Source organism: Pradoshia sp. Z6_59, from assembly GCF_058267515.1.
In genome coordinates this window covers 203,859-224,831 of record NZ_JBZCPP010000003.1, presented here as the reverse complement: position 1 = coordinate 224,831, position 20,973 = coordinate 203,859, and the positions used below count along the sequence as shown (strand labels likewise).

Below are 20,973 nucleotides of genomic sequence, written 5' to 3'. Positions count from 1 at the left end.
TTTACTCATATCCCAACACGGCAATTTCCGCTTCATTTACTAATGCTCTGCCTAAATCTAAATATCTTTCCAAACCCGAATCACCACCATACATGTTATCTGATGGATTTGAGTCACATTCATCGGAATATGGATAATGATTCATATAAAATTGGACACCTGTTTTAGCTTCATAAGATAATAAATAAGGAGTTCCAAAGCGGATTACTCCGTTTTTATCTTCTATAGATCCTTTAATTGTAGTAAAGGGAATCCTAATATAGTTTGATTTATTACCGCTATCCATTAGATAATCAAAATAACCATGCTTATAATCCCAGTTTCCGCCAACGATAAACCCATGGCTTCCAAGCTGATGATGGGCATACACATAATTTGTTATAGCATTTGTAAGACGTGATGGTATTTCAATCATGTTATCCCTTCCTTCCTCTAGATCCTTTATTAATATCCACTGATAGAAGGAAAGGTATGTCTGGTATTGGCAGCCTTCAACACCTAATATTCTCAACTATGGTACATATAAAAAATACCCGGTTCATTTACCGGGTATTTTTTGCACGAACATAATATTAAGAATTTAATCGTTTTTCAAGCTCAGCTTTCTTTTCTTCAAAGCCAGCTTTGCCAAGTAAAGCGAACATATTAACTTTATATGCTTCGACACCTGGTTGATCAAATGGATTTACCCCCATTAAATAGCAGCTCATTGCGCATGCTTTTTCGAAGAAGTAGACCATATAACCAAATGTATATTCATCAAGTGCCGGAATGCTCACAACCAAGTTCGGAACTCCGCCATCTGTATGAGCTAATAATGTACCCTCAAATGCCTTATTATTCACGAAATCTACTGTTTGTCCAGCTAAATAATTGAGGTTATCCAAATCATTTGCTGCCTCTTCAAGAACTAATTCATGGCGTGGTTTTTCTACTTTTATAACTGTTTCAAACAGATCTCTGCGACCTTCCTGTACGTATTGTCCTAATGAGTGAAGATCAGTTGAGAAGTTCGCAGAAGATGGGTAAACTCCTTTTTGATCTTTTCCTTCACTTTCACCAAAGAGCTGTTTCCACCACTCGGAGAAATACTGTAAGGATGGCTCATAGTTAATCAACATCTCAATGGTCTTCCCTTTACGATAAAGAAGATTACGAACAACTGCATATTGATATGCCTCATTGTTCTCTAATTCAGATTCCGAATAATCTTGCTCAGCTGCGGCTGCACCTTTCATGATAGCATCGATATCCGCTCCGCTTGCAGCAATCGGCAGTAATCCAACAGCTGTAAGAACAGAATAACGTCCGCCTACATCATCAGGAATGACAAATGTTTCAAAGCCTTCTTCATCAGCAACTGTTTTTAAAGCTCCTCTAGCTTTATCTGTAGTTGCATAAATGCGGCCCTTTGCTGCTTCTGCGCCATATTTTTCTTCCAATAGCTTACGGAAAATACGGAAGGCAATCGCTGGTTCAGTAGTTGTACCGGATTTAGATATAACATTAATCGAGAAATCTTTTCCTTCAAGAAGATCCATTAAATCGCGCATATATGTAGAACTGATATTGTTACCTGCAAAAATGATTTGCGGAGCTTTACGCTTTTCACTAGGCAGAATATTAAAGAAGCTGTGTTGAAGCATTTCAATTGCCGCTCTAGCTCCAAGATAAGATCCGCCAATCCCAATAACTAATAAGATATCAGAATCGTTTTTAATCTTTTCTGCTGCTTTCTTTATACGTGCAAACTCTTCTTTATCATAATCAGAAGGCAAGGATAACCATCCAAGATAATCACTACCAGCCCCTGTTTTTTCATGAATCGTATGATGCAGTTGCTTTACAGTATCCTTCATATAAGACACTTCATGCTCTTGGAAAAATTCCAACGCTTTTGAATAATCAAATTTAATATGAGTCATTTTTTGTCCTCCATTCAGTTTCCTCATTCTCACTTTACAGAATCCGAAAATGATAATCAAGTTGCGACTAATAGCTTCAAAAATTTCAAACGCTTACATTTCGTAACATTGAGAAAAAGGTCTTACAGGAAGACCTTTTTTTCAAACTATAAAGATGCTTTGAGAATAGATAGTACATCCTCTTTATTAAGCTTTTTAAAGTTTCCGAACTCACCATTCACCATTGCTTTGTCTGCTATTAACTCTATTTTGGAATCGTCTATATCATAATCAGCCAATCGGGATGGAGCACCGATTCCTGTCCAGAAATCTCTTATATTACGGATACAATCATTAGCAATTTCCTCTTTTGATTTACCAGCTGGATCAACGTCAAATACCTCAGTTCCCAATCTGACTAACTTATCAAGATTTTCGTGCATACAGTGCTTCATCCAGTTTGGAAATAGGATTGCCAGACCTCCTGCATGAGGAATATCATAGACAGCTGACACAGCATGTTCGATATTATGCGTTGCCCAATCGCCACGGATACCCACACTCAATGTACCATTTAAAGCCACCGTTCCACAGTAAAGAATTGTTTCCCGATACTGATAATTTTCCATATCGTTCAGTAATTTCGGAGCCGTTTCTTTAACTGTTTTTAATACTGATTCACACATTCTATCCTGTAAAGGAGTATTTTCTGTGTGGTTAAAATACGTTTCCAGTACATGTGACATCATATCAACCATTCCATAAATCGTCTGATCGCGAGGAACTGTGAACGTATTAACCGGATCCAGGATAGAAAACTGAGGGTATGTATAGGGTGAACCCCACCCGTGCTTCTCCTGTGTCTCCCAATTTGTAATCACACTGCCAGAGTTCATCTCAGAGCCTGTGGCTGCCAGTGTTAAAACTGTACCAAACGGCATAGCGCCCTTTACCTTAGCCTTCTTCGTGACTAAATCCCATGGATCTCCCTCATACACAACACCTGCCGCTATTGCCTTCGTACAATCAATAACACTCCCTCCGCCAATAGCCAATAGGAAATCAACCTCATTTTCTCTGCATATATCAATCCCTTTGCGAACAGTAGAGATACGCGGATTTGGTTCAACCCCGGATAATTCATGATAGGTTAGTTCTCTGTGCTTCAGCTCATCAACGACACGGTCATATAAGCCATTCCTCTTTATGCTTCCCCCACCATAAATTAATAAAATATTTTTTGAATCGGCTGGTATTAAATTTTTCAGTTCTTTAACTGTATCCTTACCAAATACTAAATTTGTCGGATTTTTATATGTAAAATTTTGCATAATTCTATTTCCTCCTTATTATTCCGTTTTCTTTATCTTTAATTCCTTTAATTTCATTAATAAAACCTAAAATCATGTATAATATTTTCTTTTTTTAACCACTCTATAACTGAACCATGCTTTTTGAAGGAGGAAATCAAATGAGTGGTATACAACGTACCGCACTTGTCTTAACAATTATAGGCGCCATTAACTGGGGACTGATCGGATTTTTCCAATTCGATTTGGTAGCTACTGTTTTTGGGGGCGGAAGCCAAGCTGGTGGTTTCGCACGTGTTATTTATGCACTTGTTGGAATTGCAGGCCTTGTCAATCTTGGATTATTATTCAAGCCAAGCGAACAAACAAGCAGCCAGGAACAACCAAATCCATCAAAATCATAATATCTAGAATAGGCCCATCCCTTTATTTGGATGGGCCTATTCATTTATACAGACAATACCTTCTTAATTTTTGAAATCGCCCAATCAAGTTCTTCTTTGGTAATGATAAGTGGTGGGGCAAAACGGATGACATTATCATGAGTTTCCTTACATAATAAGCCCTCATTCTTTAACCGTTCACAATATGGGCGTGCTGCTTCCGTTAATTCCATACCAATAAATAAACCGCGACCTCTGATTTCCTTTATAATTGGATTTTCAATCTTCCTTAATTCTTCACTCAGATAGGCTCCCAGCTGTTCGGATTTTTCAGCCAAATTCTCTTCAACTAACACATCAATAGCTTCCATAGATACTGCGCAGGCCAATGGATTACCACCAAAAGTAGATCCATGGGATCCCGGATTAAAAACATCAAGAATATCATGATTGGCCAGAATGCAGGAAATTGGGAATACTCCGCCACCAAGGGCCTTCCCTAAAATATAAATATCAGGAACAACATCCTCCCAATCACAGGCAAACATTCTGCCCGTTCTGCAAAGCCCTACCTGAATCTCATCTGCGATAAATAACACATCATTATCCTTACATACTTCATACGCTTCCTTAAGGAACCCTTCAGAAGGTATATTAATTCCTGCTTCACCTTGGATTGGCTCAATCAAAAAGCCTGCTGTATTGGGCGTAATCGCTTCCTTTAAAGCTTCTATATCGCCAAAGGGGATAAGCTTAATGCCTGGCAGCATAGGACCAAAACCTCGTTTATATTCCTCATCAGAAGAAAGAGAAACAGCAAGCATCGTTCTGCCATGAAAGTTCCCAGTGCAGGCAATAAATTCTGCCTTGTCCTTCTCTACTCCTTTTACGTCATAGGCCCATCTTCTCGCAGCTTTAAAAGCTGTTTCTACCGCCTCAGCACCAGTATTCATAGGAAGTGCTTTATCTTTGTTTGCAAGCTTGCATATTTTTTCATACCATGGACCAAGCTGATCATTATGAAAAGCTCTTGAAGTCAGAGTCACACGATCTGCTTGCTCCTTTAAAGCTCGAATAATTCTTGGGTGACGATGTCCCTGGTTTACAGCCGAATAAGCACTCAGCATGTCCATATATCGGTTTCCCTCTGGATCCTTCACCCAAACACCCTCAGCTTCTGCTATAACAATCGGCAATGGGTGATAGTTCCTGGCACCATATTGTTCTGTTTGTTCAATCACTTCGTTGGAAACAGTTGTCTTTGTCACATGAATCGGCCCCCTATCTAAGTTTTTCATTCGTATAAGGTATAATTCCATTCGACTAAAAACCTATTTAAACGATAATTGAGTCTTGTCTATATTATCCGATAATTTACGAACAATTGGAATTAATAACTGTTTACAACAGAAAAACTGCCCTCATCACAGTCGAAACAAGTGATGAGGGCAGTTTCTGCATTTCTATTCAATTATTTTTTAATAAGATCTTCTCGTTTGGATTGTTCAATCCACTCTTCCAATTTATCTTTAAGTGTATTGAATCCTTGTGGTGTTTCAGCAGGCGGAATTTTAACTGAACTTTGTTGAGATTTTTTCTTAGGCTTACGAGCTTCCTGTTTAACTGCTGGCGGCTCTTCTGTAGCACGGATAGATAAAGCGATTTTTCCAGCTTCTTCATTAACGGAAAGAACTTTAACTTTAACTTCATCGCCTAATTTTAATTGATCATTAATATCTTTCACAAACCCGTACGTAATTTCAGAAATATGAACGAGTCCTTGTGTATTTTCGTCTAAGGCAACGAATGCTCCATAAGGCTGAATGCCAGTTACTTTACCGGTAAGAATTTGACCTACTTCATATTTTGTAGTCATAATAACACTCCTATAAATGTTTAAATTTTTCGTTTATATACGCAATATAAAATTATAGCATAATGTTGAAACATTATCAAAAATGACCTATACACTCTTCTATTTTTATTTACCCTATCGCCTAATAATAAACACCTTTCCCGACAGGAATAACTTACCTGCTCAATCAGATTTAATATTCTGGCAATTATTCCTGTATAATGCTACTATTATACGATTAATAAGATTACAAGCTATGAGGTGCATACATGCAAAAACATGAACAATGGTCATCAAAGATTGGATTTATTTTAGCTGCTGCCGGTTCAGCAATTGGACTGGGTGCCATTTGGAAATTCCCCTACATGGCTGGAACAAATGGCGGTGCAGCCTTCTTCCTTTTATTTATTGCGTTCACACTTTTTATCGGTGCTCCTATTTTAATTGCCGAATTTGTCATTGGACGAAATGCACAAAAAGATGCAGTCAGTGCCTATAAAGTTATAGCCCCTAATTCTAAATGGTTTTTATTGGGGTGGATGGGTGTAATTGCTTCCGTTCTGTTGCTATCCTTTTATAGTGTGGTAGGCGGCTGGATTTTATCCTATCTAGGCAGAAGTCTACTTGGGCAGATAACAGGGGTAGCTAATTATGAATCATTATTTAATAACATTATTGAAAATCCATATGAATCAATTATTTCCCAGATTCTCTTCATACTATTGACGATTTGGGTGGTTCAGGGAGGAATCAAAAAAGGGATTGAACGGGCAAGTAAGTATATGATGCCGGCATTATTCATTTTGTTTATTATATTGGCCGTTCGATCGTTAACCCTGGATGGAGCTATGGAAGGTGTTAGATTCTTCTTGCAGCCAGACTTCAATAAAATCACTGGTGAATCCGTATTGCTGGCACTTGGACAAGCCTTTTTCGCTCTTAGTGTGGGAACATCTGTAATGGTAACCTACGCTTCCTATTTGCCGAAAAACGAGAATTTGATGAAATCCGGCTTTTCTGTTGTGGGATTAAATATTTTAATCTCCTTATTAGCAGGACTTGTTATTTTCCCTGCCGTATTTGCGTTGGGATATGATCCTGCATCAGGTCCAGGGCTAGTTTTTGTCATACTGCCAGCTGTATTTAATGAGATCGCATTCGGAGGATTTTTTATGATCATCTTTATGGTCTTATTGTTATTTGCGACTCTTACCTCCGCCTTTTCCATTTTGGAAATTGTTGTAGCAGTCATTTCAAAAGAAAATCCCGAGAAACGAAAATCTTCCGCATGGCTGGCTGGAATCATTACCTTCATTGTTGGGATTCCGAGCGCTTTATCCTATGGAATCTTAAGCGATGTTCATATTGCAGGTAAAACTTTCTTTGATCTGGCAGATTTTATTGTTTCAAATCTTGCCCTGCCGCTCGGTTCGCTGTTTATTTCTATATTTATAGGTTACGTTATGGATAAAAATGGAGTCAGAACAGAGTTACAAAATGGATCGAAATTGAAATACTGGATGTTTAACGGTTGGTATATCTTAGTCCGTTACATATGCCCCGCCGCAATCTTATTAGTCTTCCTGAACTCTATTGGAATTATTTAGTAAGGTGGTAGAATATAAGGAGAACTATTAATATCGGGAGGGATTGATAATGGCTACAATTGGAGAAAATATTCGTAAGTACAGAATTGACAAAGGAATGAGTGTGGAAGAGCTAGCATTACGCTCCAGAATTGGCACTCACAAACTTAAGCAATACGAGGAAAATGAATTGATACCAAGCCTCCAGGTTCTTCTGACTATTTCAACTGCATTGGATTGCCCTGCCTCTGAACTAATGGAGCACGCCAATCCAACAGGACCATGCCAACTAGATCCCGAACTCCATACCCTCATCAATACAATGGGACAAAAACGAGCAAAACTAATACTAAAGAAAACCCAAGACATAACAGAAGCCGAATTTTTGAGGATAATGGGGAATTTAAAAGGCTGAAGGGCCTTAAGACTTAAACCAAAGAATAGGACGCCACACAGTGTGGCGTCCTATTCTTTTTGACCAAAATTCTGTTTTAGATGCTTATAAAAGGGATGCCAACCAATTTAATAATCGTGCCTGGCTGGAATTTTGTCTGGGTCAGCTGAATTATTCAAGAGTTTGGCTGGATTAATGTAAAAATCGGCTGGATTATTATAGGATTCGGCTGGATTCCCATCCAACTTGGCTCTATTTCTATTAAAATACGTTTTATTTAAAAAAGAATCCCCCAAGTCAGCAAACAAAATGCAGATATTCCAATGAATAGCCTGATTGTTGATAGTCTGCTATAGAAAAGCTGAGCTACTCAACACCTATGGGACACCTATGACCGACCTTTACCCGGGTATAGGTGCCTGAAAGGTGGGTGATGTATGGTGGATAGCTGCTTTGCTTCACCTATGAGGCACCTTTGACCGACCCACACTTCACCTACGCCCGACCAAGCCTTTTGAATCAAATTGGACACACATCCCTATCACAAAACAAAGGGCAACCATAAGTCCATTTAACGACTTATAGTTGCCCCTCATTTTCTATATTTGAAAATCTCTTCCCTATACTCAGAAAACTCTTAATATAAGTCAACAAGGAAATTATGAATGATTGTTTAAAAACCGTTCAATCCTGGTTAAGGCTTCCCGCAATTGATCGATAGACGTAGCGTAGGAGCAACGAATATGCCCTTCTCCTCCTATGCCAAATACACTGCCTGGCACGACTGCCACCTTTTCCTCGATCAATAATTTTTCTGCAAATTCCTCGGAGCTCATACCAGTAGATTCAATGGATGGAAAGGCATAAAATGCTCCGCCCGGCGTGTGGCACTTCAAACCAATCTCATTAAAGGAACTAACAATATAATTTCTGCGATGATTATAGCTCATACGCATTTCTTCCACATATCTCGCTCCATATCGCAGAGCCTCCAACGCAGCATATTGGGCAGATGTAGGAGCACACATAATAGCGTACTGATGGATTTTCAGCATTGCTTCAGAGATTTCCTTGTTTGCACAAACAAAACCAAGCCTCCAGCCTGTCATAGCAAATCCTTTTGAGAATCCTGATATTAATATCGTCCGTTCATACATTCCTTCAATGGCCGCAAAGCTAGTATACGCCTCATCATAAACGAGTTCCGCATAGATTTCATCGGAAATCACAAGAACATCATGTTTAATAGCAATTTCAGCTAATGCTTTCAAATCATCCTTAGACAATTGGGTTCCTGTTGGATTATTGGGTGAACAAATCATAATAGCCTTTGTTTTCGGTGTTATAGCTGCTTCTAACTGTTCGGGTAGCAGTTTAAAATCAGATTCTTTCATGGTTCCAACTGAAACAGGCTTACCTCCTGCCAATGCCACTAATGGAGCATAGGAGACGAAGCATGGTTCAACGACTATTACTTCTTCTCCTGGGTTGAGAATGGCTCGCAAGGCGATATCGATTGCCTGACTTGCACCGACAGTTACGATAATTTGATCCTCAGGGGAGTATGTTACCTGGAAACGCCTGCTCAAATAGGCTGCGATTTCCTCACGTAAATCAAGTAATCCTGCATTGGCTGTATAAGATGTATACCCTTCTTCCATCGAAAGGATAGCAGCTTCCCTATATCGCCATGGAGTAACAAAATCTGGCTCACCTACACCAAGCGAAACGATACCTTCCATGCCTGCTGCCAAATCGAAAAATTTACGTATTCCGGATGGCTTCATTTCTCGAGCCGTATCAGAAAGATAACTCGTTTTAATCATGGAGTTATCACAATCCTTTTATCCTCATCAAGAGGTGCAAATACAGTCCCATCATGTTTATACTTTTTAAGAATAAAATGAGTCGTTGTAGAAATAACTGAATCAAGAGTCGATAATTTGTCCGAAACAAATCGTGCTACCTCATTCATCGACTTGCCCTCAATGACCACAGATAAGTCATATGCACCTGACATTAAATAAACGGATGTGACCTCTTCATAACGATAAATTCGTTTTGCTGTCTCATCAAAGCCTACGCCTCTTTTAGGGGTTACTTTCACATCAATCATGGCAGTAACTCCCTCATGATCTTTAACCTTAGACCAATCGACCAAAGCGGCATAGCCGACAATAATATTAGATTCTTTCAGTTTTTTTAAGGCTAGTTCAACTTCCTCTTTAGACATTGCTGTCATTTTTACTATATCATCCAGAGGGATTCTGGCGTTTTCTTCGAGAATATTCAAAATCTCAATTTCCTTAGCTGTAAGGTTCATACCCTCACCTCCATTTAAAAGTATCAATAGATATAAAGATATCTGAAAATTTAAATTAAACTTTTTCCATTATAACACTTATTCTATACATATGAATATGTAATCAATTATTTTCTCCTCACATACCCTATTAATTTGAGGAAACAAGCCAATTAATAAATCTTCGAAAACTGGCAGTCTGTAAATATATGATAAAATAAGGGAATCATATAAAGGCGGGGTGAGAAAATGAACAGTACAACAAATACAGAGACCATTTTAGATCGTAAAGGAACAGCTTCGTATAAATGGGATAACGTTGATTCATTATTCGCAGGCAGTGACTTATGGCCAATGTGGGTGGCAGACATGGACTGGGCTTCGCCTGTTCAGGTACAGGAAGCTTTAATTACCCGCATTCAGCACCCAATCTTCGGCTATACATTTGCCTCCGATTCTGTATACCAGGCTATTATAAATTGGATGAAGGAAAAGCATAAATGGCCTCTTGAAAAAGAAAATATTTCTTTTAGTCCAGGTGTAGTTCCGTCCTTAGCAGCAGCTGTTCTTGCATTTACTGAAGCAGGAGATCAAGTGATGATTCAAACACCTGTTTACGGTCCATTTCATAATATCGTTAAAAGTAACGGAAGAACACTTGTTACCAATAGAATGAAAATCAACCAAAATCAATTTGAAATCGATTATGAGGACTTTGAAAACAAGCTTCGTGATGGAGTGAAATTATTCATCTTATGCAGCCCGCACAATCCTGGTGGAACAGTTTGGGCAAAGGAAGACCTGGAGAGAATGATCGGACTATGTCAGCACTATCAAGTACCTGTCATTTCCGATGAAATTCACGCTGACCTGATTCTTCATGACAATATTCACACACCTGCCGGAATCATCAGCAAAGATGTTATTACACTGATGGCTCCTAGTAAAACCTTTAATATCGCTGGATTGCATGGCTCCCTGATTCTAAGCGAAAAGAAAGAATACCTCTTAAAAATGGAACAGCAATTCCTCAAACAAGGTATTGGCGGCATTAATGTACTTGCCTATACTGCCATGGAAGCAGCCTATACACATGGTGCTGAGTGGTTGAGTGAGACAGTATCCAAAATTGAAGAGAATATTGAAATCCTGACTGATTATGTTTCTAAGCATTTACCGAAAATAAACATCATGATTCCTCAAGCATCTTTCCTTGTTTGGATCGACTTACGGGATTTAGGAATATCAGACATCGAAATTACAGAAAGGCTCATCCATAGAGGGAAATTAGCTCTTGAACCCGGTACGAAATATGGGCCAGATGGCGAAGGATTTGTTCGAATGAATATAGGATGCTCTAAAGAAACTCTCATTGAGGGCTTGCGCAGGTTGCACGAAGCATTCCAAGATCTACACTAATTATGTTACAGGCATTTGCCAATCAGTTTGGCAAATGCTTTTTTCGTTTTAATACGAATCCACTGAGATATTGGGCATAAAAAAACTGCACAATTTGCATGTGCAGCCATCATTGGATATTTTGCTCTTTTAATTTTTCTTCCAATTCTTTTGCCTTCTGTTCCTGCTTACGATTATAAACAATGATAAACCGCATCGTTAACACTGCAAACAATGTAAAAATGGCCATCGTTAATCCGGCTGGAATGTATTCTCTTTTATCTTCAGGAAAATACAAGAATAATCCTATAATAAACGCTAATGGCTGAGACATGTTTTAAGACATCCTTTCCTGATTTGAAAACATTTGAATTTTAACCATATTATAACACGACTGAAGTGAGTATAGGTGATATTTGATTATCCTCATCTATAAACAAGAAAAAAGCTGCCGAATCATATCGACAGCCTTCTTACATTATATAGATTATTTTAGGATGTTGATTTTTTCAATCACAACATCATAAACTGGTTTATCGTTAGGACCTACTTTAGTAGTGGCGATGTCATCTACAACATCCATTCCTTCAGTTACTTGTCCAAACACTGTATGTCTGTGGTCAAGCCAAGGAGTTCCGCCTACTTCCATGTATTTTTCTACTGCTTCCTGAGGATATCCCGCTTGTTCCATTTGTCCTTTTAGATTCGCTTCAACAGCACCTTTTTGAACAATAAAGAATTGACTTCCATTTGTACCAGGGCCGGCATTTGCCATAGACAAAGCTCCACGGAAATTAAATAAATCCATCGTGAATTCATCTTCGAATGATTGGCCCCAAATGCTTTCTCCACCCATTCCTGTTCCAGTTGGGTCTCCGCCTTGAATCATGAAATCATTGATCACACGGTGGAAAATAATTCCCTCATAGTATCCATTTTCTGCATGAGTCAGGAAATTTTCAACCGCTTTAGGAGCTTGGTCAGGGAATAATTTGATTTGGATGGATCCTTTATTCGTTACCATCTCCACTAGTCTTTCATTACCTTGTACTTCTGTAAATTGAGGTAATACTGTCATTTTATCTTCGCCTTCTTTCTCTATAATGGTTTGATCCAGCTTTAAAGTTGTTTGATCACCAGATTGGAATACCTTATCTTTTAGATACAGATTCCAAATCGCTGCACCAAGGAGGATTATTAATAATAGTATCATGGTCTTCCATTTCATTTAAACTACCTCCAATTTTTCACTTTACACGATTCTCAAAAAAAAAGCATCTTTCTGAAGAGCTTTTTCTGGGATTGATTATGGTGCAACGATATGATAGAGAAGTACAGTAATGAATGGGGGGATAGAAATGAATGAACTCACTATCAGCGACCAAGTGATTGCACATTATAAAACAGGTAAATATGTAGGTGAAATTACAAATATCCGAACTAATGGATATATGGTTGTTAAAATACTGGCTGTATTAAAGCATCCTATGCAGGGAGATCTTCATCATCCAAAACAAACAGAGGTTGATTTTTTCCATGAGCGAAAGGCTTTAGCTTACAGGGAACAGACCAACATACCGGCGAACATGGTGAAACCGTTTATAGGGGATATTCCTGATTATACAGAATCTCTCCGCCATTCTCTTGAAACATTAAAACAGGAATTGCAAAAAGAGGAATCAAAGTGGTCAGATATGTCTTTGGCAGCTATATCGAATATAGAGCGCGAGTATTTTCCAATATGATAAACATAAAAAACCAAATCACTCTTCACTGATTTGGTTTTTTACGTCAACCCATTAAATAACTGTGAAAAATCCACTACGTCTCCGATTGTCGTTGGCTTATAGTTATCCACATACCTCCTGTCCTGCTCAATTAATGTAAACAGTTCATACGTCATTCTGGCATCATCCAAAGCACGATGCCAAACACCATTACCCTTATCCCCATATTGTTGAACTGCTTTCCACAGGCCTGTTTGATTTCGGTCACCAAAAAATTTTTGATACTCAATCGATAAATCCAACTGCTTTCCCGTTAAAGGAAATATATGTCCTGAATACTGACAATTTTGCTTCAATACCTTCATGTCCATGTTTCCCCATGTAGCAATCGTTGGAGAGTTCGGATGATCCAATTCTCGCAGTAAACTGTGAAATACCTCAAATTCCACCCCTGTCTTAAGATCATCTTCGGTAATATTCAAAAACTTCTCACATCGTTTTGTTAACGTCTGAAATACTCTGGGCAGCACATAAGAATTGTATTGATTGACGATCGTTCCACTTTTTACCTCGATAATTCCATATTCAATGATTTCTGGAAAGAACCCATTCGGATTATTTCGATCCTCAGGCATTGTAAATTCAAAATCTATGAATAAATAGTGGTCATCCTTCTTCACAATGATACAACCTCCTTATTTTCGTGTATTCTATTGCCCTTTCCAATTTTTCCTCTTTTAACCATAAAATCAATACAATATAGTTAAATTACGAATAGACTACCGGGTGGGTAAAAATGAGAAAAATAATTGGATTTTGTATGATTTTATTACTGGTTCCGTCCCTATACGGTTTGTGTACATTAACACTGAATGAGTTTTCCAAATTGCAAAGCCTCAATCATGTATTGGACACCAATTTACAAATAGATCAATCAGCCATGCAGCTTAACAGTACAATCACAGATTCCGATGGACAAGCCATCAGAGAAATCTATCAAACAGAGAATCGGAAATATATAAAGGATGCTGATATCCCTCAAATTTTAAAGGATATTTACGTAGTTTCAGAGGATCAGCATTTTTATTCACATAAGGGGTTTGATTTATCAGCTATTAGCAGAGCGTTCATTATTAATACGGGAAGCGGGGGAATTCATCAAGGGGGCAGCACCATTACACAACAGCTCGCTCGAAATTTATTCCTCACCAATGAACGTACATATAATCGTAAATTAACTGAACTGCTTTATGCCTATCAGCTTGAGCGCAATTTTTCAAAGGATCAACTATTAAATACTTACATAAATGCGATTTACTATGGAAACAGTTCCTATGGAATTGAAGCTGCTGCTCATTTTTATTTTTCCAAATCAGCAAAGAATCTCACGAATGGTGAACTCTCTTTTCTGGCGGCAATTCCAAATAACCCTAGTCTTTATGACCCGCTTACCAATTTCCAAAATACAAAAAAACGCCAGGGTAGACTTCTGCAGCAACTTGAGAATAATAATCTCATAACGAAAGTAGAAAAAGAGCAAATTTTAAAGGAATCAATAAAATTAAATCTTTCAAAACGAATCCAAGAATTCCCTGATTATACCGATTATACGCTGGCTGAATTTCGTCAGCTGGTCGCAGAGCAGGATGGTTATCAGTTTTCTGGTTTGTCTGAAAAAGAATCTAATCAATTAACAAAGAAATTAGATAACCGAATTAAGGAACTACTTCATTCAGGAATTACTATCCATACATTTCTCGATTCGGATATTCAGAGAAAAGCCACAGCAGCTGTTAGTAGCACCCTGCCTTATAAAAACGTTGAAGCATCAGCGGTAGTTATTAATCATTCTACTCATGAGCTTGTCTCGTTGATTGGGGGAAAAACATATAAACCCTCAACATTTAATCGAGCCTATCAAAGTTTTCGCCAGCCAGGATCAACGATTAAACCATTGCTGGTATATGCGCCATATTTGGAAACTAATAAGGATCGTTCCATAAATCAAAAAATAGACGCACGAGCGATATGCATCGAAAATTATTGCCCAGAGAACTATGGTCATTCAACATATAGCAATCTTACTCTTAATCAAGCTATGGCCAAATCGGTTAATACTGCAGCTGTTCGATTACTTCAAAAAACAGGTATTAAGGAATCATTCCTCTATCTGGATAAATTCGGATTCAAAAAGTCAATCCCCGCCGACCGAACATATTCTGCTGCTATAGGCGGTTTTAGGTATGGAATGTCTGTTCTTGAATTATCTCGGGCATATACTGCTTTTATGAATGACGGCAACTATGTTACAGCACATGCCATCAAGAATGTTACAGATTCTAATGGGAAGATGATTTATCAATGGGATATGGAGAGAAAGAAAATATGGAGTCAAGAAACAGCAGATAAAATGCAAACTCTTCTGACTGAGGTTGTAACGAATGGTACTGCTCAATCTGCCTATATGAATAAAGCTTATATAGGGGGTAAAACCGGAACAACAAATGATTACCATGATTTATGGTTTGTTGGGATGACTGCTTCTTATACAGGTGGGGTCTGGGTGGGCAAGGATCAGCCGTCCAGTATTGAATTTTTAAATAAAAGTCAGCCACAAATGCAAATATGGAAAAGCATGATGGATTCTCTCTATTAGAGGTTCATCATGCTTTTTCCTTTACAGCGGAAGTCCAGCCATTATACTATTATACAATTTTAAGACAGAGAGACAGACTGCCAATAACAGAACGGCCCAGATTGTTACATGGAAAAATATAATCCCTATCAATCCTATACCCGATAAGGATGCACTGATTTTATACAGAAAGTATATAAAAGCGAATAATGAAGTAAGTAAAAAGCAACCCGCAAGTAACCAAATAGATAGACTACATAACATGGATACAAGTCCACCTATCAGAAAAATTATAGAAGCCCCTCTCAGCTTTTGCAGATCTTCTCCCACTTTATCCTTTGAAAAAAACAAAAGTGACAGTTCCATGAAGGTATCAACAAGAAGCTTTAGCGCAGCAAATAACATAAAAAAACAGATAAAGAACAATAATAAAAAGGATAATTTAATATTAATCTCTGATAACAACCCAGTCATGCCTGAATAGAGCCCATTGCTTTTTAAAAACACGATCATTCTCACCATAAGATGAACAGCAAAGGACAGACTAAATGCCATTATCGATAATAAGGGAAAATAACCTGTTACGTATGTATTCTTCATTTTTCGTTTTCCTTTTATTTCATATTTTCCCATTATACATCATTTACCGGAAAGGAGAATTGATTTTTTTAATTTTTTTCCTTCATATAATACATGGTTAAAACACATGAATACCAGTCTTTTCAAGTACAGTCTAATATAAATTTGCGGTATAATTTGCTATGCTGAATGTACGGATTGGTACATTTTGTTGTAATTTTTCAATATTTTATAATTTTTTAAGGGAGGTCCTTATGTCAATGCTTCACTTGAGTATATTACTGCCCTTTTTGGCTGCGATATGTATTCCGGTTATAGGCAAATATGCTCGTAAAATACATACCGGATGGTTCGTACTCATCATACCTATCGTGTTATTTGGTTATTTGTTTACGTTCCTGCCTGAAATATCAGATCATCAATCCATAACAGCAAGTTATGCATGGATCCCTTCACTAAACATTTCATTTGATGTTTATGTAGACGGATTAGGCCTGCTCTTCGCTATGCTGATCACAGGCATTGGTACACTCGTTATTCTGTACTCCATCTTTTATATGGACAAAACAAAAGAAAAATTGAGTAATTTTTATGTCTATTTACTATTATTTATGGGGGCTATGCTTGGGGTTGTCCTATCTGATAACTTAATTGTCCTTTATACGTTTTGGGAATTTACCAGCCTTTCTTCCTTCCTGCTAATTGGTTATTGGCATGAGAGAAAAGGATCCCGCTACGGAGCGCAAAAATCATTATTAATCACCTTTTTAGGTGGCTTATCCATGCTCGGAGGTTTTATTACCCTCTCCGTAATGGGAAATACCTTCAGCATCAGAGAATTAATTTCAATGGCTCCAGATTTGATAAACCATCCTCTGTTTTATTTTTCGATGATACTCGTTTTATTAGGGGCATTCACGAAGTCAGCCCAATTCCCATTCCACATTTGGTTACCTGATGCAATGGAAGCACCTACACCAGTCAGTGCTTATCTTCATTCAGCAACGATGGTTAAAGCAGGTATCTATTTAGTAGCACGTTTGAGCCCTATATTTGCTTTATCGGGTGAATGGGTATGGATTATTGGCCTGGTCGGTATCATAACCTTAATTTGGGGTTCCTTTAATGCAGTACGTCAGTATGATTTAAAAGGGATTCTTGCCTACTCAACAGTCAGCCAGCTCGGCTTAATCATGTCCCTGCTTGGCATCGGTGCGGCTTCCCTCCATAGTGGATCAGCTGAGAATAATGTATATATTGCCGCTGTTTCGGCAGCTGTTTTTCACCTGATTAACCATGCAACTTTTAAAGGTTCATTATTCATGGCAGTCGGTATTATTGATCATGAAACGGGAACTAGAGATATTCGTAAACTGGGCGGATTAATGACCATAATGCCAATCACTTTTACTATTGCTGCAATCGGAGCATTCTCAATGGCAGGCTTACCTCCATTCAATGGATTCTTGAGTAAGGAAATGTTCTTTGGCAGCCTATTAGATATAACAAAAGCAGATTTTCTTAACCTGCAAACATGGGGTAATTTATTCCCTGTTATTGGCTGGATGGCAAGTGTATTCACATTTGTTTACTGTATGATTCTTTTATTTAGAACTTTTGGCGGCAAACTTCAGCCTGAAAAATTAACGAAAAAGCCGCATGAGGCACCGATTGGATTATTGATTTCACCAATCACACTTGCAGCCTTGGTTATTATTTTTGGATTATTTCCAAACATCCTTACTTCAACAATTATTGAGCCAGCTACTGCAGCTATTCTGCCGAGCCTGTATGAAAACGGAAATCCTCCGCATCTTCATATACAAATGTGGCACGGAGTAAATGGCGCATTATTGATGACAATCGGAGTTATCATCTTAGGAATTATCTTGTATAAGTTTTATCCAAAATGGAGCAAGATTTATACGTATTTCTCTGATAAATACACATTAAACAATGCGTATAATATGGGATTAAGATCAATGGATACAGGTTCACGTCTTATTACCCGCGGATATATGAACGGGAGTATCCATGATTATTTAGTTTATATATTTGGCTTCATGATCATCAGTTTACTTTATACGGTTTGGAAAACCGATAGCTTTGCATTCGAAACTACCAGCATGACTCCAATTGGGGTATACGAAGTTATTTTGATCTTTATCTTAGTGCTGGCTTCAATCATGATCCTATTTGCAAAATCGAGACTGACTTCAATTATTTTGATGGGAGCGGTTGGTTATACGGTGTCACTTTTATTTGTTCTATTCAGGGCACCTGATTTAGCCTTAACTCAATTTGTCATTGAAACAGTTTCTACATCCCTGTTCTTGCTTTGTTTCTATCACTTGCCGAAGTATAAACCAAAGGAAAAGCGTATGCGCTTTAAATTGACGAACCTGGCAATCTCTCTTGGTGTCGGAATTACGATGACACTTATCGCACTTGCTTCTCACAGTACGAAGCTATTTGAATCCATCTCTGAGTTTTATAAAGAGGTTACGTACAAAGAAGCCGGTGGAGAGAATATGGTTAACGTAATCCTGGTTGACTTCCGTGGTTTGGATACCATGTTTGAAATTACCGTACTATCCATTGCAGCCATGGGAATTTACACCATGATTAAACTCCGTCTCACGAAAAGAGGAGGGGAAGAATGAAAACAAATGATTTAATTTTACAGACGGTCACTAAAATCGCAACTTTTATTATTATTTTGTTCTCAATAAACATTTTCTTTGCCGGACACTATACGCCCGGCGGTGGATTTATCGGTGGTCTTATGACTTCTTCTGCCATCATTCTTTTATTGCTGGCATTTGATTTAAAAACCGTAAAAAGTTTTCTGCCGGTAAATTATTTATCGTTGGTTGCTGTTGGATTGTTGTTATCTGTCGGAACTGGAGCTGGTGCGTTATTCTTCGATGCTCCTTTCCTGACGCACGCATTTGATTATTTTGATTTACCGCTCCTTGGTAAAACATCCCTTCATACAGCAGTTATCTTTGATACGGGTGTTTATCTAGTTGTAATCGGCGTGACAATGACCATTATTCAAACGATTGGGGAGAGTGAATGATGGAGATTTTAATGTGTTTTGCTATAGGAATTCTATTTACGATTTCCACCTATTTACTTTTATCAAAAAGCTTGCTTCGTATCATTATTGGAACAAGCATATTGAGCCATGCGGTGAATTTATTGGTTCTTACCATGGGAGGATTAAAACAAGGAGCTGTGCCTATTTTAAGTGAACACGCCAAATCCTATGTGGATCCACTGCCACAGGCATTAATCCTGACAGCGATTGTAATTAGCTTCGGTGTCACATCTTTCTTCCTGGTATTGGCCTATCGTTCCTATCAGGAACTAGGAACGGATAACATGGATCAACTGAGAGGAAATAAGTCATATGAATAACCTTGTTATATTACCTATTTTACTTCCGTTATTAACAGGAATTTTATTGTTATTCCTTGCGAAAAAAATAAATGCCCAAAGAATAGTCGCCTTGGCCTCTTCAATACTGGTCCTGGTAGTTACCTTTTCACTTTTAATAGAGGTAAAAACAAATGGCATTCTAACCTTGCAGGCCGGCAGCTGGGATGCCCCTTTTGGAATTAGTCTTGTAGCGGATATGCTGGCAGCCTTACTGGTTTTAACTACATCTCTAATTACATTAGTAACAATTATTTATTCTTTTAAAAATATTGATGCAAACCGTGAAAAATATTTCTACTATGCCCTTATCCAATTTTTAATTGTAGGTGTTAACGGGGCATTTTTGACCGGAGATATATTCAACTTATTTGTATTTTTTGAAGTAATGCTAATGTCATCTTATGTATTACTGGTGACAGGTGGGACAAAAGTACAGCTCCGCGAGTCTATCAAGTATTTGCTTGTAAATGTAATTGCTTCTGGCCTTTTTGTCGCTGCTGTTGCTTTTCTTTACTCTGTTGTAGGTACGCTGAATATGGCGGATATCTCAGAAAGAATTGCGGAAGTAGACCAGCCGGGAATCATCACGGTTATCGCTGTTCTGTTTCTAATCGTGTTTGGATTAAAGGCAGCTATTTTCCCTTTATATTTTTGGATGCCCGGCTCATACTTTGCGCCGCCAATTCCAATCCTGGCATTGTTTGGTTCATTATTAACAAAGGTTGGTGTTTATTCCATCCTAAGAACCTATACCATCATGTTTTATCATCAAACTGACTATACGCATACATTGCTGGAGTACCTTGGAATTTTAACCATTGTATTCGGCTGTATCGGTGTATTGGCCTATATGGATGGCAAAAAAATCATCATTTACAATATCGTAATTGCAATAGGTGTTATAATCTTCGGTATTTCAATCATGAATACCGCATCTATATCTGGTTCCATTATGTATACAATCCATGACATGATGATTAAAGCAGCCCTGTTTCTGCTTATTGGAGTTATGATGGCTAAAACAGGGACAAGTAATATTAAGCGCATGGGTGGGCTAATTCACGAATCTCCACTTTTAGCTTGGATGTTCTTCATAGCAGCTATATCGTTAGCCGGGGTTCCACCTTTCAGTGGTTTCACAGGGAAATTATTAATCATTCAGGGTGCCTTTGATGAAAGGCATTACGTTGGAGGATTGGTAGTCCTATTCTCAAGTTTAATTGTTTTATATTCCGTGATGCGCATTTTCATATTCGCATTCTGGGGTGAGAAAAAGGTTTACGATGAGAACTTCTCCAAGAAAGACAATCGTTTCTTACTATTGCCGATTGGCATTTTACTTGTAGTCTCAATATTGTACGGATTGGGCTCTGAGGTTGTTTATACGTATGTGTCTGATGCGGTTGATGTTTTAATGAATCCAACAGATTACATTCAGGCCGTACTAAAGGAGTGA

Annotated in this window: 22 protein-coding genes; 11 read left to right on the top strand and 11 right to left on the bottom strand. The window is 38.1% G+C overall.

Translation table 11 applies throughout. From position 1 onward, the window contains the following. Position 1: 1 nt before the first annotated feature. The 3 genes from AC4D4B_RS05185 to AC4D4B_RS05175 all read right to left on the bottom strand — a co-directional run bounded on the left by AC4D4B_RS05185 (position 2) and on the right by AC4D4B_RS05175 (position 3,235). Entirely contained in the window at positions 2-415 is a 414-nt protein-coding gene (locus AC4D4B_RS05185; RefSeq protein WP_490997123.1) for a YugN family protein, read from the bottom strand. 157 nt (positions 416-572) lie between these two features. Next, positions 573-1,925: a glucose-6-phosphate isomerase gene (locus AC4D4B_RS05180; protein ID WP_490997124.1), complete on the bottom strand. Its 1,353-nt coding sequence runs from the start codon at positions 1,923-1,925 to the stop codon at positions 573-575. A 146-nt stretch (positions 1,926-2,071) separates the two neighbouring features. Then, positions 2,072-3,235 carry an iron-containing alcohol dehydrogenase gene (locus AC4D4B_RS05175; RefSeq protein WP_490999336.1) on the bottom strand — a complete coding sequence of 388 codons (1,164 nt, stop codon included), beginning with the start codon at positions 3,233-3,235 and terminating at the stop codon, positions 2,072-2,074. A 140-nt stretch (positions 3,236-3,375) separates the two neighbouring features. Here AC4D4B_RS05175 and AC4D4B_RS05170 point away from each other — a divergent pair, with 140 nt between their 5' ends. Then, positions 3,376-3,618, top strand: coding sequence for a DUF378 domain-containing protein (locus AC4D4B_RS05170; protein WP_066106678.1), 243 nt, complete (start codon positions 3,376-3,378; stop codon positions 3,616-3,618). A 44-nt stretch (positions 3,619-3,662) separates the two neighbouring features. Here AC4D4B_RS05170 and AC4D4B_RS05165 read toward each other — a convergent pair whose 3' ends face one another. Next, complete coding sequence (locus AC4D4B_RS05165) at positions 3,663-4,865, bottom strand: ornithine--oxo-acid transaminase (RefSeq protein WP_490997126.1); 1,203 nt, start codon at positions 4,863-4,865, stop codon at positions 3,663-3,665. A gap of 203 nt (positions 4,866-5,068) precedes the next feature. Then, positions 5,069-5,473: a S1 domain-containing post-transcriptional regulator GSP13 gene (gene yugI / locus AC4D4B_RS05160; protein WP_490999335.1), complete on the bottom strand. Its 405-nt coding sequence runs from the start codon at positions 5,471-5,473 to the stop codon at positions 5,069-5,071. Between the two features lie 248 nt (positions 5,474-5,721). Here yugI and AC4D4B_RS05155 point away from each other — a divergent pair, with 248 nt between their 5' ends. Genes AC4D4B_RS05155 through AC4D4B_RS05145 form a run of 3 tightly spaced genes read left to right on the top strand, consistent with a single transcriptional unit; the run spans position 5,722 to position 7,628 of the window. Further along, positions 5,722-7,059 (top strand): sodium-dependent transporter, encoded by a 1,338-nt coding sequence (locus AC4D4B_RS05155; RefSeq protein WP_490999334.1) that lies wholly within the window; start codon positions 5,722-5,724, stop codon positions 7,057-7,059. A 49-nt stretch (positions 7,060-7,108) separates the two neighbouring features. After that, positions 7,109-7,453, top strand: coding sequence for a helix-turn-helix domain-containing protein (locus AC4D4B_RS05150; RefSeq protein WP_490997128.1), 345 nt, complete (start codon positions 7,109-7,111; stop codon positions 7,451-7,453). A 40-nt stretch (positions 7,454-7,493) separates the two neighbouring features. Continuing rightward, positions 7,494-7,628 (top strand): hypothetical protein, encoded by a 135-nt coding sequence (locus AC4D4B_RS05145; RefSeq protein ID WP_490999333.1) that lies wholly within the window; start codon positions 7,494-7,496, stop codon positions 7,626-7,628. A gap of 463 nt (positions 7,629-8,091) precedes the next feature. Here the strand turns inward: AC4D4B_RS05145 and AC4D4B_RS05140 are convergent, their stop codons facing one another. Together AC4D4B_RS05140 and AC4D4B_RS05135 are read right to left on the bottom strand one after the other, a co-directional pair. After that, on the bottom strand, positions 8,092-9,258 hold the full coding sequence (locus tag AC4D4B_RS05140) for an aminotransferase (RefSeq protein WP_490999332.1): 1,167 nt from the start codon (positions 9,256-9,258) through the stop codon (positions 8,092-8,094). Then, on the bottom strand, positions 9,255-9,755 hold the full coding sequence (locus AC4D4B_RS05135; RefSeq protein ID WP_066106655.1) for an Lrp/AsnC family transcriptional regulator: 501 nt from the start codon (positions 9,753-9,755) through the stop codon (positions 9,255-9,257). The genes AC4D4B_RS05140 and AC4D4B_RS05135 overlap by 4 nt, the downstream gene beginning before the upstream one ends. A gap of 228 nt (positions 9,756-9,983) precedes the next feature. Here AC4D4B_RS05135 and AC4D4B_RS05130 point away from each other — a divergent pair, with 228 nt between their 5' ends. Next, positions 9,984-11,153 carry a MalY/PatB family protein gene (locus tag AC4D4B_RS05130; protein ID WP_490999331.1) on the top strand — a complete coding sequence of 390 codons (1,170 nt, stop codon included), beginning with the start codon at positions 9,984-9,986 and terminating at the stop codon, positions 11,151-11,153. Between the two features lie 109 nt (positions 11,154-11,262). Here AC4D4B_RS05130 and AC4D4B_RS05125 read toward each other — a convergent pair whose 3' ends face one another. Then, a complete protein-coding gene (locus tag AC4D4B_RS05125; RefSeq protein WP_490997131.1) occupies positions 11,263-11,466 on the bottom strand; it encodes a hypothetical protein in 204 nt (67 codons plus the stop codon). Between the two features lie 153 nt (positions 11,467-11,619). After that, positions 11,620-12,360 (bottom strand): peptidylprolyl isomerase, encoded by a 741-nt coding sequence (locus tag AC4D4B_RS05120; protein ID WP_490997132.1) that lies wholly within the window; start codon positions 12,358-12,360, stop codon positions 11,620-11,622. A gap of 130 nt (positions 12,361-12,490) precedes the next feature. Between AC4D4B_RS05120 and kapB the strand changes: the two genes are divergently transcribed. Beyond that, the gene (kapB, locus tag AC4D4B_RS05115; protein ID WP_490997133.1) at positions 12,491-12,877 is read left to right on the top strand and encodes a kinase-associated lipoprotein KapB; all 387 of its coding nucleotides are present in this window, start codon (positions 12,491-12,493) and stop codon (positions 12,875-12,877) included. Positions 12,878-12,918: 41 nt separating this feature from the next. On the opposite strand, the gene kapD is transcribed toward kapB, so the two are convergent. Further along, positions 12,919-13,539, bottom strand: a complete 621-nt coding sequence (gene kapD, locus AC4D4B_RS05110; RefSeq protein WP_490999330.1) for a 3'-5' exonuclease KapD — start codon at positions 13,537-13,539, stop codon at positions 12,919-12,921. Positions 13,540-13,655: 116 nt separating this feature from the next. On the opposite strand from kapD, the gene AC4D4B_RS05105 reads away from it, so the two are divergent. After that, a complete protein-coding gene (locus tag AC4D4B_RS05105; protein ID WP_490999329.1) occupies positions 13,656-15,515 on the top strand; it encodes a transglycosylase domain-containing protein in 1,860 nt (619 codons plus the stop codon). 21 nt (positions 15,516-15,536) lie between these two features. Here AC4D4B_RS05105 and AC4D4B_RS05100 read toward each other — a convergent pair whose 3' ends face one another. Next, the gene (locus AC4D4B_RS05100; protein ID WP_490999328.1) at positions 15,537-16,127 is read right to left on the bottom strand and encodes a DUF5366 family protein; all 591 of its coding nucleotides are present in this window, start codon (positions 16,125-16,127) and stop codon (positions 15,537-15,539) included. Positions 16,128-16,327: 200 nt separating this feature from the next. Between AC4D4B_RS05100 and AC4D4B_RS05095 the strand changes: the two genes are divergently transcribed. Genes AC4D4B_RS05095 through AC4D4B_RS05080 form a run of 4 tightly spaced genes read left to right on the top strand, consistent with a single transcriptional unit; the run spans position 16,328 to position 20,973 of the window. After that, positions 16,328-18,736 carry a Na+/H+ antiporter subunit A gene (locus AC4D4B_RS05095; protein ID WP_490999327.1) on the top strand — a complete coding sequence of 803 codons (2,409 nt, stop codon included), beginning with the start codon at positions 16,328-16,330 and terminating at the stop codon, positions 18,734-18,736. After that, the gene (locus AC4D4B_RS05090; protein WP_490999326.1) at positions 18,733-19,155 is read left to right on the top strand and encodes a Na(+)/H(+) antiporter subunit B; all 423 of its coding nucleotides are present in this window, start codon (positions 18,733-18,735) and stop codon (positions 19,153-19,155) included. The genes AC4D4B_RS05095 and AC4D4B_RS05090 overlap by 4 nt, the downstream gene beginning before the upstream one ends. Beyond that, the gene (locus AC4D4B_RS05085) at positions 19,155-19,496 is read left to right on the top strand and encodes a Na(+)/H(+) antiporter subunit C (protein ID WP_066106626.1); all 342 of its coding nucleotides are present in this window, start codon (positions 19,155-19,157) and stop codon (positions 19,494-19,496) included. The genes AC4D4B_RS05090 and AC4D4B_RS05085 overlap by 1 nt, the downstream gene beginning before the upstream one ends. Next, positions 19,489-20,973: a Na+/H+ antiporter subunit D gene (locus tag AC4D4B_RS05080; RefSeq protein WP_490997139.1), complete on the top strand. Its 1,485-nt coding sequence runs from the start codon at positions 19,489-19,491 to the stop codon at positions 20,971-20,973. Before AC4D4B_RS05085 ends, AC4D4B_RS05080 begins: the two co-directional genes overlap by 8 nt.

Bases quoted from the DNA above. Each gene is read 5' to 3' on its own strand.
- AC4D4B_RS05185 (WP_490997123.1), bottom strand. From the start codon at position 415: ATGATTGAAATACCATCACGTCTTACAAATGCTATAACAAATTATGTG.
- AC4D4B_RS05180 (WP_490997124.1), bottom strand. From the start codon at position 1,925: ATGACTCATATTAAATTTGATTATTCAAAAGCGTTGGAATTTTTCCAA.
- AC4D4B_RS05175 (WP_490999336.1), bottom strand. From the start codon at position 3,235: ATGCAAAATTTTACATATAAAAATCCGACAAATTTAGTATTTGGTAAG.
- AC4D4B_RS05170 (WP_066106678.1), top strand. From the start codon at position 3,376: ATGAGTGGTATACAACGTACCGCACTTGTCTTAACAATTATAGGCGCC.
- yugI (WP_490999335.1), bottom strand. From the start codon at position 5,473: ATGACTACAAAATATGAAGTAGGTCAAATTCTTACCGGTAAAGTAACT.
- AC4D4B_RS05155 (WP_490999334.1), top strand. From the start codon at position 5,722: ATGCAAAAACATGAACAATGGTCATCAAAGATTGGATTTATTTTAGCT.
- AC4D4B_RS05150 (WP_490997128.1), top strand. From the start codon at position 7,109: ATGGCTACAATTGGAGAAAATATTCGTAAGTACAGAATTGACAAAGGA.
- AC4D4B_RS05140 (WP_490999332.1), bottom strand. From the start codon at position 9,258: ATGATTAAAACGAGTTATCTTTCTGATACGGCTCGAGAAATGAAGCCA.
- AC4D4B_RS05135 (WP_066106655.1), bottom strand. From the start codon at position 9,755: ATGAACCTTACAGCTAAGGAAATTGAGATTTTGAATATTCTCGAAGAA.
- AC4D4B_RS05130 (WP_490999331.1), top strand. From the start codon at position 9,984: ATGAACAGTACAACAAATACAGAGACCATTTTAGATCGTAAAGGAACA.
- AC4D4B_RS05125 (WP_490997131.1), bottom strand. From the start codon at position 11,466: ATGTCTCAGCCATTAGCGTTTATTATAGGATTATTCTTGTATTTTCCT.
- AC4D4B_RS05120 (WP_490997132.1), bottom strand. From the start codon at position 12,360: ATGAAATGGAAGACCATGATACTATTATTAATAATCCTCCTTGGTGCA.
- kapB (WP_490997133.1), top strand. From the start codon at position 12,491: ATGAATGAACTCACTATCAGCGACCAAGTGATTGCACATTATAAAACA.
- AC4D4B_RS05105 (WP_490999329.1), top strand. From the start codon at position 13,656: ATGAGAAAAATAATTGGATTTTGTATGATTTTATTACTGGTTCCGTCC.
- AC4D4B_RS05100 (WP_490999328.1), bottom strand. From the start codon at position 16,127: ATGGGAAAATATGAAATAAAAGGAAAACGAAAAATGAAGAATACATAC.
- AC4D4B_RS05095 (WP_490999327.1), top strand. From the start codon at position 16,328: ATGTCAATGCTTCACTTGAGTATATTACTGCCCTTTTTGGCTGCGATA.
- AC4D4B_RS05090 (WP_490999326.1), top strand. From the start codon at position 18,733: ATGAAAACAAATGATTTAATTTTACAGACGGTCACTAAAATCGCAACT.
- AC4D4B_RS05085 (WP_066106626.1), top strand. From the start codon at position 19,155: ATGGAGATTTTAATGTGTTTTGCTATAGGAATTCTATTTACGATTTCC.
- AC4D4B_RS05080 (WP_490997139.1), top strand. From the start codon at position 19,489: ATGAATAACCTTGTTATATTACCTATTTTACTTCCGTTATTAACAGGA.